Genomic DNA, 14,614 nt, shown 5'->3' on the forward strand with positions numbered 1-14,614 from the left:
CCTGAAAGGACCCGCACTCATGGGTAACCACCTCTTCGATCTCGTCCGGGCGCGGATTCCGGCGCCGGAAGCCCGTTTTGCGCTGATCGATGACGGCCGGGTCTTCAGCTATGCCGACATGGTGGCGGCTTCCGGCCGCTATGCCGGCGCGCTCGTCGCGCTCGGCGTGAAGCCGGGCGATCGCGTCGCCGTGCAGGTCGAGAAGAGCATCGAGGCGCTGATGCTCTATCTCGGCACGGTCCGCGCCGGCGCCGTCTTCCTGCCGCTCAATACCGCCTACACCCCGGCCGAGATCGAGTATTTCCTCGGGGATGCCGAGCCGGCTGTCTTCGTCTGCGACCCCGGCAGGGCCGAGGCGCTGCGCCCCTATGCCGAAAAGGCCGGCGCGAAGCTCGAGACGCTCGGCGTCGGCACCGGTAGCCTGCTCGACAAGGCCGCTGCCGCATCCGCCGACTTCGCCGATGTCGCGCGCGGCGCCGACGATCTCGCCGCGATCCTCTACACCTCGGGCACGACCGGCCGCTCCAAGGGAGCGATGCTCAGCCATGACAATCTCTCGTCCAACGCGCTGGCGCTGGTCGATTATTGGCGCTTCGGCAAGGACGATGTGCTGCTGCACGCTTTGCCGATCTTCCACACGCACGGCCTGTTCGTCGCGACCAATACGGTACTGTTCTCCGGCGCCTCGATGATCCTGCTGCCGAAGTTCGACCCCGACCAGGTTTTCAAATACCTGCCGCAGGCGACCTGCATGATGGGCGTGCCGACCTTCTATGTCCGCCTGCTCCAGGACACGCGCCTCGGCAAGGACTCGACGGCCCATATGCGCTTGTTCGTCTCCGGCTCGGCGCCGCTGCTGGCCGAGACCCATCGCGAATGGCGCGAGCGCACCGGCCACGCCATTCTCGAGCGCTACGGCATGACCGAGACCAATATGAGCACCTCCAACCCCTATGCTGGTAATCGGGTCGCCGGCACGGTCGGTTTCCCGCTGCCGGGCGTCTCGGCCCGCGTCGTCGATCCCGAGACGGGCAAGGAGCTTACCCGCGACGAGATCGGCATGATCGAGGTCAAGGGCCCGAACGTCTTCAAGGGCTATTGGCGCAATCCCGAGAAGACCAAGGCCGAGTTCCGCGAGGACGGCTTCTTCATCACCGGCGACCTCGGCAAGATCGACCCGGCCGGCTACGTCCATATCGTCGGGCGCGGCAAAGACCTGATCATCACCGGCGGCTACAACGTCTACCCGAAGGAAGTCGAGACCGAGATCGACGAGATGCCGGGCGTGATCGAAAGCGCCGTGATCGGCGTGCCGCATCCTGACTTCGGCGAGGGCGTGACCGCGGTCGTTGTCGCAAAACCCGGTGCGGACATCACGGCGCAGGGCATCGCCAAGGCACTGGAGCAGAGGCTCGCGAAGTTCAAGCAGCCCAAGCAGGTCTTCGTCGTCGCCGAACTGCCGCGCAACACCATGGGCAAGGTCCAGAAGAACCTGCTGCGCGACACCTACAAGGACATCTACGCCAAGTAGCCGAGGACGGGGGAAACCCCGGATTCAAGCCAGGTCATCCCGGGCGGACGACGTCCGACCCGGGATCCATGCCGGAACGGTTCAGCCGTGCATCCCGGATCGGCGCCGCTGGGGCGGCTTGTCCGGGATGACGAAAAGTCTGCTCAGGCACCCGCCGGCGCCGGGCACCTGATCTCGATCGTCTCGCCATCGGCTGGGATGCGCAGCCGATCCGCCCCGATTCCTTGGGCCTCGGCCGCCTGTCGCAGGGCGGCGCGGTCGACCGTCGCGTGGTCCAGCGCTTCCATATGGGTCGCGATCACGACGGCGCCCGGATGCGCCTCGCAGAGCTCCAGCGTCTGCTCCGCGTCCATCACGATCGGCGTGTCGTCCCATTTCGCGCCGCAGGAATGGGTTACGATCACGTCGGGCGCCGTTGCCGCGACTGCGTCGCGCAGAGGCGGGTAGAGCACGCTGTCGCCGCACCAGTACAGCGTCGGCTCGCCCGGTGCCTCGAAGGCCAGCCCCATCACCTGGCCCATTTTCGCGACCACCGCGCCGGTACCGTGCTGGGCTGGCTGGCGCGTGATCACGATCGGGCCGAGGCGCAGGAAATGCTCGAGCGGGGTCACGTTGGTGAAGCCAGCGGCCCGGATCGTCTCCTCGTCGCCTGGCTGGCAAAGCACCGGCAACTCCTTCGGAATCCGCTCCTTCGCGACCGCGTCGAAATGGTCGGCATGCAGATGCGAGACGATGACCTGGTCGACGCCGGCAAGGATGCTCTCGATCGGCTCAGGCAGGTCGGCCATCGGATTTTGCGAGCGGCCGGTGAAGGAAGGCCGGCTGTGCTTGGCGCCTAGATCGGGGTCGATCAGCAGCGTCCTGCCGGCATAGGTGAGCTTGAGCAGGGCGTTGCGCAGGAGCTGGATCTGCATGGCGGTTCCTAGGCAGGTGGATCGGTCCCTGCCGATCCTTCCGCCAAAGCGCCGCCGCGACCAGTTCGGATTTGTGAAGGAAACTGCATCGCGGCGTTAGCAAACGCCATCGACCTCCCTCACTCCTCATCCTGAGGAGCGCCCGCCGGGCGCGTCTCGAAGGATGGTCCAGCTGTCTCCCGAGCTCTCTGGAACATCCTTCGAGACGCCGCTGCGCGGCTCCTCAGGATGAGGTCGAGAGGAGAATCAGGCGGCGAACTGGCCGTAAGGCACGTCGGCGCGGGCACTGCGCAAGGCGCTCGCCCACCAGTGCAATTGCCCGAGCATCGTCGCCATCGCCCGCTCGGCGCGCTCGGCGTCCGCGAGCCGGCCGGTCTCGTCGAATTGGTTCCAGGCATTGGCGAAGCAGACGCCGTCGCGGATCGTCGCGGCATGCTGCTCGGCGAGGACGAGGCGCAGCTGCTCGACGGCGCGCAACCCCGCGGAAACGCCGCCATAAGAGACGAAGGCGACGGGCTTGCCGCGCCATTCCGGGCCGGTATCGTCGATCATCGCCTTCAGCGGCGCCGGAAAGCTGCGATTGTATTCGGGCGTCACCACGATGAAGGCGTCGGCGCGGGCGAGCCGCGTCTTGACCTGCGCAAGATCGTGCACAGCCGGATCGACCGCTTCGGCCGAGAACGGGCCTTCGCCTTCGACCTGCGCCAGCGTCCAGCCGGCGACCTTGTCGCAAAGGCGGCCTTCGCGTGAGCTGCCGTAGATCACGGCAAGGTGGATGGCGGGCGTGAGCCGGCGATGCATGGAAGGCGCTCCTTGGGCTGGCGAACCAGCGGAGCACCTCGTATAAGACCTCAACCAAGGTTGAGGTCAAGTGCCATGGTCGCAAAGGCAAGCAAGGTTTTTGCCGAGGATCTGAGCGTCGGCGAGGTGGCGCGCCGCAGCGGCCTTGCCGTCTCGGCCCTGCATTTCTACGAGGCGGAGGGGCTGATCCGCAGCCGCCGCAGTGCCGGGAACCAGCGCCGCTATGCGCGTGAGGTGCTGCGCCGGGTCGCGATCATCAAGGTCGCCCAGCGGACCGGCATTCCGCTGAAGACGATCCGCGAGGCCTTCCAGACCCTGCCGGCCGAGCGCACCCCGACGGCCGAGGACTGGAGCCGGCTTTCCGCGGCATGGAAGGTCGAGCTGGAGCGGCGCATCAAGCGCCTGACCAATCTGCGCGACCATCTCACCGACTGCATCGGCTGCGGCTGCCTCTCGGTGAAGAGCTGCCCCTTACACAATCCCTGGGACGAGCTCGGCCAGCAGGGGCCGGGGCCAAGATTGCTCGATCCGGATTGAGGTTGCGGCCGTCTCTGAGGCGCGGCGCCTCCACCGTCATGGTCGGGCTTGTTCCGACCATCCACGTCTTCCTTGGCGAAGTCCGGTGTTCAAGAGGTGGATGCTCGCCACAAGGGCGAGCATGACGCGTTTAGTCGATGTCGCTTGGGGATTCTGGATGCTTCGCTACGCGAGCTTCCTGTGAAGGCTGGATTTCACCCCGCCTTGTGGAGCGTCGCCAGCGGAAGCTTCGCGACATCCGCCAGGAGCTCGACGAAGCCTTTCGCCTGGAACTCGGCCGTCGTCTTGCCCTTTTCGCCGGTGGCGAGGCTGGCATCGCCGACCGCGCCGGAGGGGTTCACGTCCTGCGCCATCCAGGCGAAGGGGTGCGCCCCGGTCGGCCGCAGCCATTTGTAGTCCTCGGCCATGGTGACTGTCAGCGGCTCGAAGCGACCGGCCTTGCTCATGTCGACGAGGTCGGGCCGGAAATGCAGCATCAGCGAGGTCTCGACATCGCCGCCATGGATGCCGTGCAGCGCGTCCAGCGGCGCGAACAGGCCGGGCGGTAGGCCGAAATTACTCCAGGAGGTCGAGACCGCCAGCATGCCGTGGCTGACCCGCAACTCGCGGGCGACGACCTTCATCGGGTCGACATTGCCGCCATGCGAGGTGACGAGGACGAGCTTGCGCAGCCCGGCGCGCTTCACGCTCTCGCCGATCTCGATCCAGCTGCGGATCGCGCTTTCCCAGGAGAGGGTGAGCGTGCCCGGCGAATGCAGGTGCTCGTTCGACTTGCAGATAGCCAGCGTCGGCAGCACCAACACGTCGAGCCCGGCCGGAACCTGCGGCATCGCCAGCGCCAGCATCGCATTCATGACGGTGGTGTCGACCGAGACCGGCAGATGCGGGCCATGCTGCTCGATCGCCGCCAGCGGCAGGACGGCAATGGTGGAGTCGGGCGAAAGCCCCTGGAAATCGGTGGTGTTCAGATCGCCCCAGAAGCGCGCGCTCATCTCGTCTGGTCCTTGCTAGGCTCGGGTTCCGTCCCGCTGCTGTCTTCTACATCGCAAAGCCCGCGCGGGAACCCGCCTTCGTGAAGGCCGGGGAGGCGGGGCAGGCGGCTTAGCTGTGGATCGCGCCGGTTCAGGCGGCGCCATGCATGGACAAGCGCTGCCGGAGCCGCTGTCTGGCGCTTGTGCGCCGGCCGGGCAGGAGGCATTCTCCGCCCGTCGCCGCCCAGCGCTCGTGCGTCGCCCGCCGCGAGCCGCCACCCTGGTCAGTTGCGGAAGGGATTTCAGACATGACGATGAAGTATCGCCTGGATCGGCGCGCCGCGCTTGGTCTGATCGGTGGTTCGGCCGCTTCGGTGCTGATCCCGGTTCCCGGTGCGCGCGTCAACGCGCAGACGCTCGACAAGGTCAGCTACCAGACCAACTGGCGCGCCCAGGGCGAGCATGGCGGCTTCTATCTCGCCGCAGCCAACGGCATCTACAAGAAGTACGGCCTCGACGTCGACATCCGCCCGGGCGGCCCGCAGCAGAACCCGACGCAGCTCCTGCTCGGCGGCCGCGTCGACATGATCATGGGCAATTCGCTGGAAGCGCTGCATTTCGCGCAGGAAGGCATTCCCTTCCTCTGCATCGCCTCGATCTTCCAGAAGGATCCGCAGGTCCTGATCTCGCATCCCGGCCAGGGCAATGATTCGCTCGCGGCCCTGAAGGACAAGCCGATCCTGATCGGCGCGCAGGGCAGGGTGGCCTTCTGGCCCTTCCTCAAGCTGAAGTTCGGCTATCGCGACGAGCAGGTGCGGCCCTACACCTTCAACATGGCGCCCTTCCTGGCGGATAAGCGGCTCTCGCAGCAGGGCTTCCTCTCGTCCGAGCCCTTCGCGATCCGCAAGGCCGGCGTCGAGCCGGTTGTGCATCTGCTCGCCGATGCCGGCTTCGAGAACTACAACACCACCATCACCATCTCGAAGAAGATGGTCGACGAGAAGAAGGACCTGGTCCAGCGCTTCGTCACCGCCTCGCTCGAGGGCTGGGCCGAGTACATGAAGGGCGGGCCGGGCATCGCCGCGGCCAATGCCCGGATACTCAAGGACAACCCCGACATCGACCAGGAGAAGCTCGACTACGCCCTCAAGGCGATGAGCGAGAACGGCATCGTCCTGTCGGGCGACGCGCTCACCCTCGGCATCGGCGCCATGACCGATGCGCGCTGGGAGCGCTTCTACAACAGCATGACCCAGGCCGGGGTCCTTCCGGCCGGCGTCGACTTCCGCAAGGCCTACAGCCTGGAATTCGTCAACAAGGGCGTCGGCAAGGCCTGATCGCCGCGACCGCCCGGTTCCGCCGCTGCGACGGTTACAAGCCGGAGCGGGGAACCTTCTGGGGATGACAGCCCGGCATGACCGCAGCGCGCTTTGCGCCGCGGCTCATCCGGGTTATCGCCATTCCAAACAAGCCCTTACCGATTGGACTGTCAGGCTTTGGACACGGCCTATCTGAGCACATCCCCGGCGGCCTCGGCGAGCGGCGCAAATCCGCTGGTCAGCGTCCGCCGGGTCTCGAAGCAGTTCGCCAACGGCACGCTCGCCGTGCGCGATGTCGATCTCGACCTCGGCGCCGGCGAGTTCATCAGCCTGCTCGGCCCGTCGGGCTGCGGCAAGTCGACCCTACTGCGCATGATCGCCGGCCTCGCCAATCCGAGCACGGGCACGATCGAATGGAACAGCGCGGCCTCCGATGGCGCGGCGGGTGGCCGCCCTGATCTCGGCTTCGTCTTCCAGGACCCGACGCTGATGCCCTGGGCCAACGCCCTGAGCAACGTCATGCTGCCGCTGACGCTGAAGCATGTGCCGAAGCGCGAGGCGGCCGAGCGCGCCGCCGAGATGCTGGCGCTGGTCGGCCTGAAAGGCTTCGAGAAATCCTATCCGCGCGAATTGTCCGGCGGCATGAAGATGCGCGTCTCGATCGCCCGTGCGCTGGTGATGCGGCCGAAGATCCTGCTGATGGACGAGCCCTTCGCCGCGCTCGACGAGATCACCCGCCATCGTCTCAATGACGACCTGCTCCAGCTCTGGTGGAAGGAGCGCTTCACCGCGGTCTTCGTCACCCATTCGGTGTTCGAGTCGGTCTATCTCTCGCAGCGCATCGTCGTGATGGCGGCGCGCCCCGGCCGCGTCATGGCCGATTTTGCGGTCGACGCGCCTTATCCGCGCGACGATCTGTTCCGTACCTCGGCCGACTATGCCAGCCTCTGCAGGCTCGCTTCCGGCCGCCTCAAGGAGGCGATCGGCTCATGAGCGCCCCCGCCACAGCCACTCCGGCCCATGACGGCACCGATGCCGAGGCGCGTCCGGTCCTCGACCGGGAGCCGCATCTGCTCGGTCTGCCGGCCAGCGCCTGGCCGCGCTTGCTCGCGCCGCTGTGCATCGGTGCCCTGGCACTCGGGCTCTGGGAGTTCCTGGTGCGCTGGAACGAGGTGCCGTCCTATGTGCTGCCCGGGCCGCTGCTGATCGGCCAGACGCTGATCGCCGACTGGGCGACGCTCTCCGCCTCGCTCTGGATCACGCTGCGCATCACCTTCATGGCGCTGGCCGCCGCGGTGTTCTTCGGCGTGACGCTCGCCGTGCTGTTCACCCAGTCGAAATGGCTGGAGATGGCGCTCTTGCCCTATGCGGTGATCCTGCAGGTGACGCCGATCGTCGCGATCGCGCCGCTGATCATCATCTGGGCCGGCGATATCGACCTGTCCCTGCTGATCTGCGCCTGGATCGTCGCCTTCTTCCCGATCCTCTCGAACACCATCCTCGGTCTGAACTCGGCCGACCACAACCTGGTCGACTATTTCAAGCTGCATGGCGCGACTCGCTGGCAGACGCTGCGCTATCTCAAGCTGCCGGCGGCCTTGCCGTATTTTCTTGCCGGGCTGAAGATTTCGGGCGGGCTGGCGCTGATCGGCGCCGTCGTAGCCGAATTCGTCGCCGGCACCGGCGGCAGCGCTTCTGGGCTCGCCTACCGCATCCTCGAATCCGGCTACCAGCTCAAGATCCCGCGGGTCTTCGCGGCGCTGATCATGATTTCGCTGACGGGCGTCGCGATCTTCCTGGTGACGAGCTGGATCTCGCATCTCCTGCTGCGGCGCTGGCACGAGAGTGCGCTGAAGCGCGAGAGCTGAGGGGCCGCTGCAACGCAACGGAGCGCCAGTTTGCGCGGACGTGGGCGCCTGGCGGTCCAACGGCTGCCGTTCAGGCGAAGAATCTGAGCCGTTCTTCGGTTGGCAGTGAATCGATCGCCCGCAGATCCGCCTCGGAGTAGCTGATTTCGAGCCGGGCCGAGCTGACCGCCGGCTTCGCCGGCACCGCTTCGGCCGGCGAGCCGATATCGCTGAAGACGATGTCCTCGTCGACGATCGGACGGCGGGCGAACCGCCGCAGCCCCGGTGCCTTGCCGGACAAGGTGCCATCCTGAGCCAGCGGCGCGCGCTTGTGGGTGTCGATCTCGACGATGTCGATATCGCCTGGATCGGTCAGTGACGGCCGTGTCAGCGGCAGCGCCCTTGGTTCGGACGGCGGTTCGTCATGCGCCGACGCGGCCGGCTGCTCCAGGGCGAAGCTCGCCCCGTCGACGACCGCGCGCAGGCTCGAATCGAGCATGGCGACGGTGTCGGACATCTTCTCGATCTGGTCGGCGGAGGCCTCGACGGTCGCTGTGGCGCTGTAGATCTCGGTTGCGTGGCGGTCTAGCCGGTCGCAGATGTCCGCGGCGGCCCCGCTTTCGCGCAGCGTCCAGGCCGCTTCCTGAATGCCCTCGGCGGCGGCGATGATGTTCGAGGCGGCCTCGTGGATTCGCCCGGACAGACGCGACGACGACAGGTTGCCGACGCCGGCGCGGTCGAGATCCTCGCGCAGTTCGGCGATCGCCCGCGCTGCCTCGGGAAAGCCGATACCGGTGTCGAAGGCCGGTTTCGGTGCTGCGAAAAGACCTTCGAGCCTTGCTATGGCGGCGAGCACCTGCTCGGTGTCGGCCTGTCGGTTGCGCTTGCCATACTCGGCGAGGAACCAACGGCCCCGGCCGGTTTCCATCACCGCCGCAGCGATGGCCTCGTAGTCCGCCTCGCTCAGCGGGGTCAGCGAACGCGCGTCGCTCATGGCAAGGCTGCTCTCCATGGGCTGGTCAAATCGTATCTCGCCGATCGAAGATGCCCGCCCGGCAATCTGCTGGTGATTCTTTAAGAAATCGCTGCCAAGCGCATGTCCTCCTCCACCCCTCCCGGGTTCGGCTCCAGGCGCTGGCTTGCCGCACGCCTGTCGCTGATGCACGGGCTGAACTTCGTCGGCATCGGCTTCTACCTGCCGTTCTTTCCGATCTGGCTCGGCTCGAAAGGGCTGAGCGACGTCGATATCGGCTATGTCCTCGCAACCCCGATCCTGGTGCGCGTGCTGGCGGCGTCCTGGATCACCGGTCTCGCCGACCGGCATATCCCGCCGGTGCTGCTGCTGGCGCTGCTGAACGCCTGTGGGGCGGCCGCCTATTTCGGGCTGTCCAGGCTCGACACGCTCGTTCCAATCGCGCTCGTGACGACGCTCGCGGCCGTCGCGCTCTCGGGCGTCGTGCCGCTCGCCGATATCCTGACCACGACGCAGGTCCGCGCCGGCCGCTTGCGCGACTATGGCCGTGTGCGGCTTTGGGGCTCGGTCACCTTCGTGCTCGGCAATATCGCCGGCGGCTATCTCGTGGCGCGCCATGGTGCCTGGCCGATCCCGCTCGTGCTGGCCGGATGCAGCCTGATGGCGGCGTTGGCGGCCCTGCAGGCACCGCCGCTTCCCGCAGTGGCGGCAGTGGCGAGCGGGCAGGGGGCATCGGTGCGCGGCTTCTCGCCGACCTTCTGGCTGGCGGTGACGGCCGCCGCCTGCGTCAACGCCACCCATGCCGCGCTTTATGCCTTCGGCTCGCTGCACTGGCGCAGCCTCGGCTTCAGCGACGAACGGATCGGCTTTCTCTGGGCGATCGCGGTCGTCGCCGAGATCGGCGTCTTCCTGTTCGTCGGCAGCATCGCCGCGCGCGGTGCCGGCGGCCTGCGCTGGATCATCGTCGCCGCTCTGGCCGCGGGCCTGCGCTTCGGGGCGATGGCATTCGATCCGGGCTTTTCCGCCACGATCGGGCTTCAGTTGCTGCACGGCATCAGCTTCGCCTGCGCCCATCTCGGCGCGCTCGCCGCGGTCTCGGCCCTGGCGCCGGAGACGCGCCGGGCTGCGGCACAGGGCCGGCTGGTGGCGGTGGGCGCTCTCGCAATGGGCACGCTGACGGTGCTGTCCGGCTATCTCTATCGGCTGCTCGGCCCTGGTGTCTTCCTGGCCATGGTGCCCGTCGCGCTGGTCGGCGCGGGGCTCGCAGTGCTTGCCATTGCAAGGTTGCGCAGCGATACAGGCCGGGGGTGACAGAATCGATCGCAAAGGGGCGGGAAAACCCTCATGGCCGTCGTCGACGACGCTGAACCGCAGGCGATCTATCGCGATGATGACGGCGTGTTGGCGGTCGCCCTGGCCGGCAGCTGGAGCGCCGATCGCGCGCCGCGTCTCGAAGAGCTGGTTGCCGAAATGGGAGCGCGCGTCGCCGCGGTCCGGCAGGCCCGGCTCGACCTCTCCGCCATCGAGCGCCTCGACACGCTCGGCGCCTATCTCCTCGCCCGCCTCAAGGAGAACGGCGAGGCGGCGGGGGCCGGCGTCGAGCTCGCGAGCCGCCGCCCCGAGCATGGGGTGCTGCTGGGCGAGGTCAATCTGCGTGCCACCGAGTACGAGCCGCCGGCGCGGCCTACCGGCCTTGTTGCCGTGCTCGTCAATATCGGCAAGGCGGTCAGCAATTTCGGGAGCGATCTCGTCGGTGGCGCGGTTTTCCTCGGCGAGGTGATGATCGCCTGCGTCGGCGTATTGTTCGGGCCGCGCAAGTTCCGGGGGCCGTCGCTGATCAACCAGATCGAGCTGATCGCCTTCAGCGGCGCACCGATCATCATCCTGATCTCGTTCCTGGTCGGCTGCATCGTCGCGCAGCAGGGCATCTTCCAGTTGCAGCAGTTCGGCGCCACGGTCTTCGTCGTCAACCTGACCGGCATCCTGATCCTGCGCGAGCTCGCCGTGCTCCTGACCTCGATCATGGTCGCCGGCCGCTCGGGCTCGGCCTTCACCGCCGAAATCGGCTCGATGAAGATGCGTGAGGAGATCGACGCGCTGCGGGTCATGGGCCTGGAGCCGATCGAGGTCCTGGTCGTGCCGCGCATCCTCGCCTTGATGATCTCGCTGCCGATCCTGACCTTCATCTCGGCGATGTCGGGGCTCGTCGGAGCCGGGCTCGTCGCCTGGCTGTATGGCGGCATCGGCCTCGATACCTTCCTCGCGCGGCTGAAATCCGTGATCACCTGGCAGCATTTCGCGGTCGGTCTCATCAAGGCCCCGTTCATGGCGTTCGTGATCGGCCTGATCGCCTCGATCGAGGGGCTCGCGGTGAAGGGGTCAGCCGAATCGCTCGGGCGTCAGGTCACGGCCTCGGTGGTGAAGGCGATCTTCATGGTCATCGTCGTCGACGGGCTTTTCGCCATGTTCTTCGCCTCGATCCGGTTCTGAGAGGACAGGCAGCCGCGATGCAGGGCGATCTGGCGATGTCGGCGGCTCCGAGGGAGGCTGCTTCTCCCGAGGGGGGCGAGGCCGTCATTCGCGTGCGCAACCTCAAGGTCGCGTTCGGCGAGAAGGTCATCATGGACGGGCTCGATCTCGACGTGATGCGCGGCGAGATCCTCGGCTTCGTCGGTGGCTCCGGCCAGGGCAAATCGGTGCTGACGCGCACCATTCTCGGCCTGGTGCGCAAGCAGCGCGGGACGATCGAGGTCTTCGGCGAGGATGTCGACAAGCTCGACCACCGGGCCCATCGCACGCTCGAGCGGCGCTTCGGCGTGATGTTCCAGCACGGTGCCTTGTTCTCGGCGCTTACGGTCAAGCAGAACATCCAGCTGCCGATGCGCGAATATCTCAAGCTCTCGCCGCGCCTGCTCGACGAGCTCGCCATGCTCAAGATCGAGATGGTCGGCCTGCCGCCGGATGCCGCCGACAAGGCGCCGTCGGAGCTCTCGGGCGGCATGATCAAGCGCGCCGCGCTCGCCCGCGCGCTGGCTCTGGACCCCGAGATCGTCTTCCTCGACGAGCCGACATCCGGGCTCGACCCGATCGGCGCCGCGGATTTCGACGAGCTGATCATGACGCTGAAGCAGACTTTGGGACTGACCGTGTTCATGGTAACGCATGATTTGGACAGTCTCTTCGTTGCGTGCGACAGAATTGCCGCCCTGGCGGACAAGCGTGTCATTGCGGTTGGTTCGCTCGCTGACATGCTGGCCTCCGACCATCCCTGGCTGAAAGCCTATTTCGGTGGTGAGCGGGCCCGCGCCCGATTGCCGAAAGACAAGATGAGGACCTGACGGAGCATCATGGAGTCTCGCGCCAACTATGCTCTGGTCGGTTTGTTCACGCTCGCGGTGATCGCGGCGATGTTCGGCTTCGTCTACTGGTTCGGCAGCGGCGGCACCGGCCGCAAGCAGGATGTCAGGGTGATCTTCACCGGTTCGGTGACCGGGCTGGCGCGCGGCTCGAGCGTGCTCTTCAACGGCCTGCGCGTCGGCGAGGTCAAGCAGATCGGCCTCCAGCCTGACGATCCGAGCCGCATCTACGGGGTGATCGAGGTCGAGAACACGACGCCGCTGCGCAAGGATACGCGCGCGCGTATCGAGGCGCAGGGCCTGGCTGGTGTGGTCGCGCTGCAGCTTATCGGCGGCGAGCCCAACGCGCCGATCCTCGATGTGAAACCCGGCGAGAAGCTGCCGACGATCTACGCCGAGCGCTCGGAGTTCCAGGACATCATCGAATCCGTGCGCAATGTCGCGCAGAAGGCAGATCAGGTGCTCGGCAGCCTGGACGGGCTGATCAAGGAGAATTCCGGCTCGATCTCCGCGACTGTGCGCAATGTCGAGAAGTTCTCGGCCGCGCTCGGCAACAATGCCGACGGCATCGACAAGCTGATGGCGAGCTTCGGCCAAATCGCCGAGACGATCTCGCCGCTGACCCAGAAGCTCGGCGTGCTCAGCGAGGAGCTGACGGAGGTGGTGCGATCGGTCGACGACCAGAAGATCTCCAACATCGTCAACAATATCGACAAGTTCACCGCGGCGCTCGGCGGCTCCAGCAACGACGTCTCGAAGGTGGTGAGCGACGTCGCCTCGATCACCGAGAAGCTCAATCGTGCCGCCGATCAGGTCGAAGGTGTGCTGAAGGCGGCACAGTCCTTCCTGAACGCGGAGGACGGGCAGGGGGCACTCGCCGAGGTCGGCAACGCCGCGAAGTCGATTCGCGTTCTTGCCGACAATCTCGACAAGCGCACGGCCGAGATCACCGCCGGGATCAACCGCTTCACCGGCCCAGGCCTGCGCGATCTCGAATCGCTGGCTGCCGATGGCAAGCGTACCCTGTCCGACGTGAATCGAACTTTGCGTAGCTTCGAGCGTAATCCCCAGCAGTTCATCTTCGGCGGTCGCCCGCCGCTTCCCCAATATGGTGGATCACGCTAGTTCGATGCTGATGCCCAGCCCGCTTTCGTCGCTCCCTGCCCGCACGCGTGCCGTTTCCGGTGCGATAGCAGTCGCCTTGCTGCTGGCTGGCTGCGGCGGCGGCCCGGCCCCGACGACCTTCGATCTTTCGGCGCCGCGCGATTTCGGCCGTGTCGGCGGCTCGCAGGCAGCCCTCGTCGTCGCCGAGCCGACTACGGTTCAGGCGCTCGATTCGGACCGGCTCATCGTCAAGGATTCCGCCGGTGCACTGTCCTTCCTCGGCAGCGCGCAATGGGCGGACCGCGTGCCGCGGCTGGTCCAGACCCGTTTGATCCAGACCTTCGAGAATGGCAGCCGGATCGCCTCGGTCAGCCGGCCGGGCGAGCGCATGGTGCCAGACGTCCAGCTCAACACCGATATCCGCAGCTTCAACATCGACGCCGCCAGTGGCCAGGCCGTGGTCGAGATCACCGCCAAGCTGATCGGCGACCGCACCGGAAAAATCCAGCGGGCCAAGCTGTTCTCGGCGCGCGTTCCGGCCGGGACCGTCGACGGCGCCGCAGCTGCCCATGCCCTCGACAAGGCGCTGTCGCAGGTGCTGATCGACATCGTGCGCTGGGCAGGGCGCGGCTGAAGGCGCTGCCAGAGCGCCGAGCCGCCATGCGCGGAAAGGCGTGGCCGTCGCCCTTCGGGACAGCGCCTGCGCGAGGTGCGGCTGACCAGGTCGCGCACCCATAATGCTGGCGGTAGCTGCAAGGTTCTGATTCAAGCTTAAGGCGCCTCGAACGCTCGCAAAGGCGCTCAGGCAGGAGCCCGACCATGATCAAGATGAGTGTCTACTATCCGGCCGACGGCGGCTCGAAGTTCGATCACGACTACTACCGCACCCGCCATATGCCTTTACTCCAGGAACGGCTCGGCGATGCCTGCCTGCGCTACGAGATCGATAAGGGCCTTGCGGGTCGCGAACCTGGAAGCGCGCCGGAGTTCGTCGCGGCATGCCACGTCTACTCGCCGAGTCTGGAGACATTCCAGGAGGCGTTGGGTCCCCATCGCGCGGAGATCGCCGCGGGCGTCGCCAACTATACGGACATCGCCCCCATCGTGCAGATCAGCGAGGTCGTTGAAGGGTAGGGCTTCGACCTTGCTCTCGTCAAACTCGCTACAGCCAAATCTGGATGCGGTTTATAGGTCGGTGACCTAGAGCAACGGACCGAAAGGTGGAATCCACTTTTCGGTCGCATCCGACGCTTTAACAAAG

General features: G+C 66.5%; 15 protein-coding genes. 11 read left to right on the forward strand and 4 right to left on the reverse strand.

Annotated elements, in window-relative coordinates:
* The first annotated feature begins 19 nt into the window (after window positions 1-19).
* Window positions 20-1,531 (forward strand): malonyl-CoA synthase, encoded by a 1,512-nt coding sequence (locus DK26_RS04180; RefSeq protein WP_083532949.1) that lies wholly within the window; start codon window positions 20-22, stop codon window positions 1,529-1,531.
* A 143-nt stretch (window positions 1,532-1,674) separates the two neighbouring features.
* Here DK26_RS04180 and DK26_RS04185 read toward each other — a convergent pair whose 3' ends face one another.
* Together DK26_RS04185 and DK26_RS04190 are read right to left on the reverse strand one after the other, a co-directional pair.
* Window positions 1,675-2,445 carry an MBL fold metallo-hydrolase gene (locus DK26_RS04185; protein ID WP_066468558.1) on the reverse strand — a complete coding sequence of 257 codons (771 nt, stop codon included), beginning with the start codon at window positions 2,443-2,445 and terminating at the stop codon, window positions 1,675-1,677.
* Between the two features lie 246 nt (window positions 2,446-2,691).
* The gene (locus DK26_RS04190; RefSeq protein WP_066468560.1) at window positions 2,692-3,246 is read right to left on the reverse strand and encodes an NAD(P)H-dependent oxidoreductase; all 555 of its coding nucleotides are present in this window, start codon (window positions 3,244-3,246) and stop codon (window positions 2,692-2,694) included.
* Window positions 3,247-3,321: 75 nt separating this feature from the next.
* On the opposite strand from DK26_RS04190, the gene soxR reads away from it, so the two are divergent.
* Window positions 3,322-3,783: a redox-sensitive transcriptional activator SoxR gene (soxR, locus tag DK26_RS04195; protein WP_066468564.1), complete on the forward strand. Its 462-nt coding sequence runs from the start codon at window positions 3,322-3,324 to the stop codon at window positions 3,781-3,783.
* Window positions 3,784-3,977: 194 nt separating this feature from the next.
* Here soxR and DK26_RS04200 read toward each other — a convergent pair whose 3' ends face one another.
* Window positions 3,978-4,775 (reverse strand): creatininase family protein, encoded by a 798-nt coding sequence (locus DK26_RS04200; RefSeq protein ID WP_066468566.1) that lies wholly within the window; start codon window positions 4,773-4,775, stop codon window positions 3,978-3,980.
* A 287-nt stretch (window positions 4,776-5,062) separates the two neighbouring features.
* Here DK26_RS04200 and DK26_RS04205 point away from each other — a divergent pair, with 287 nt between their 5' ends.
* From DK26_RS04205 to DK26_RS04215, 3 genes are all read left to right on the forward strand, one after another.
* On the forward strand, window positions 5,063-6,091 hold the full coding sequence (locus DK26_RS04205) for an ABC transporter substrate-binding protein (RefSeq protein WP_066468568.1): 1,029 nt from the start codon (window positions 5,063-5,065) through the stop codon (window positions 6,089-6,091).
* Between the two features lie 159 nt (window positions 6,092-6,250).
* Window positions 6,251-7,066 carry an ABC transporter ATP-binding protein gene (locus DK26_RS04210; RefSeq protein ID WP_066468570.1) on the forward strand — a complete coding sequence of 272 codons (816 nt, stop codon included), beginning with the start codon at window positions 6,251-6,253 and terminating at the stop codon, window positions 7,064-7,066.
* A complete protein-coding gene (locus DK26_RS04215) occupies window positions 7,063-7,941 on the forward strand; it encodes an ABC transporter permease (RefSeq protein ID WP_066468572.1) in 879 nt (292 codons plus the stop codon). Before DK26_RS04210 ends, DK26_RS04215 begins: the two co-directional genes overlap by 4 nt.
* A 70-nt stretch (window positions 7,942-8,011) precedes the next feature.
* On the opposite strand, the gene DK26_RS04220 is transcribed toward DK26_RS04215, so the two are convergent.
* On the reverse strand, window positions 8,012-8,914 hold the full coding sequence (locus tag DK26_RS04220; RefSeq protein ID WP_066468574.1) for a hypothetical protein: 903 nt from the start codon (window positions 8,912-8,914) through the stop codon (window positions 8,012-8,014).
* A gap of 102 nt (window positions 8,915-9,016) precedes the next feature.
* Here DK26_RS04220 and DK26_RS04225 point away from each other — a divergent pair, with 102 nt between their 5' ends.
* From DK26_RS04225 to DK26_RS04250, 6 genes are all read left to right on the forward strand, one after another.
* Window positions 9,017-10,204, forward strand: coding sequence for an MFS transporter (locus tag DK26_RS04225; RefSeq protein WP_066468575.1), 1,188 nt, complete (start codon window positions 9,017-9,019; stop codon window positions 10,202-10,204).
* A gap of 33 nt (window positions 10,205-10,237) precedes the next feature.
* Window positions 10,238-11,383 (forward strand): MlaE family lipid ABC transporter permease subunit, encoded by a 1,146-nt coding sequence (locus DK26_RS04230; protein WP_066468576.1) that lies wholly within the window; start codon window positions 10,238-10,240, stop codon window positions 11,381-11,383.
* A 35-nt stretch (window positions 11,384-11,418) separates the two neighbouring features.
* Window positions 11,419-12,231, forward strand: coding sequence for an ATP-binding cassette domain-containing protein (locus tag DK26_RS04235; protein WP_066468817.1), 813 nt, complete (start codon window positions 11,419-11,421; stop codon window positions 12,229-12,231).
* A 9-nt stretch (window positions 12,232-12,240) separates the two neighbouring features.
* Window positions 12,241-13,374 (forward strand): MlaD family protein, encoded by a 1,134-nt coding sequence (locus DK26_RS04240; protein WP_066468577.1) that lies wholly within the window; start codon window positions 12,241-12,243, stop codon window positions 13,372-13,374.
* 4 nt (window positions 13,375-13,378) lie between these two features.
* Window positions 13,379-13,987 (forward strand): ABC-type transport auxiliary lipoprotein family protein, encoded by a 609-nt coding sequence (locus DK26_RS04245; RefSeq protein WP_066468578.1) that lies wholly within the window; start codon window positions 13,379-13,381, stop codon window positions 13,985-13,987.
* A gap of 185 nt (window positions 13,988-14,172) precedes the next feature.
* Window positions 14,173-14,487 (forward strand): EthD family reductase, encoded by a 315-nt coding sequence (locus DK26_RS04250; protein ID WP_066468580.1) that lies wholly within the window; start codon window positions 14,173-14,175, stop codon window positions 14,485-14,487.
* Window positions 14,488-14,614 lie beyond the last annotated feature (127 nt).

It is taken from the genome of Allobosea sp. WAO, assembly GCF_001509835.1.
Taxonomy (GTDB): Bacteria; Pseudomonadota; Alphaproteobacteria; order Rhizobiales; family Beijerinckiaceae; genus Allobosea.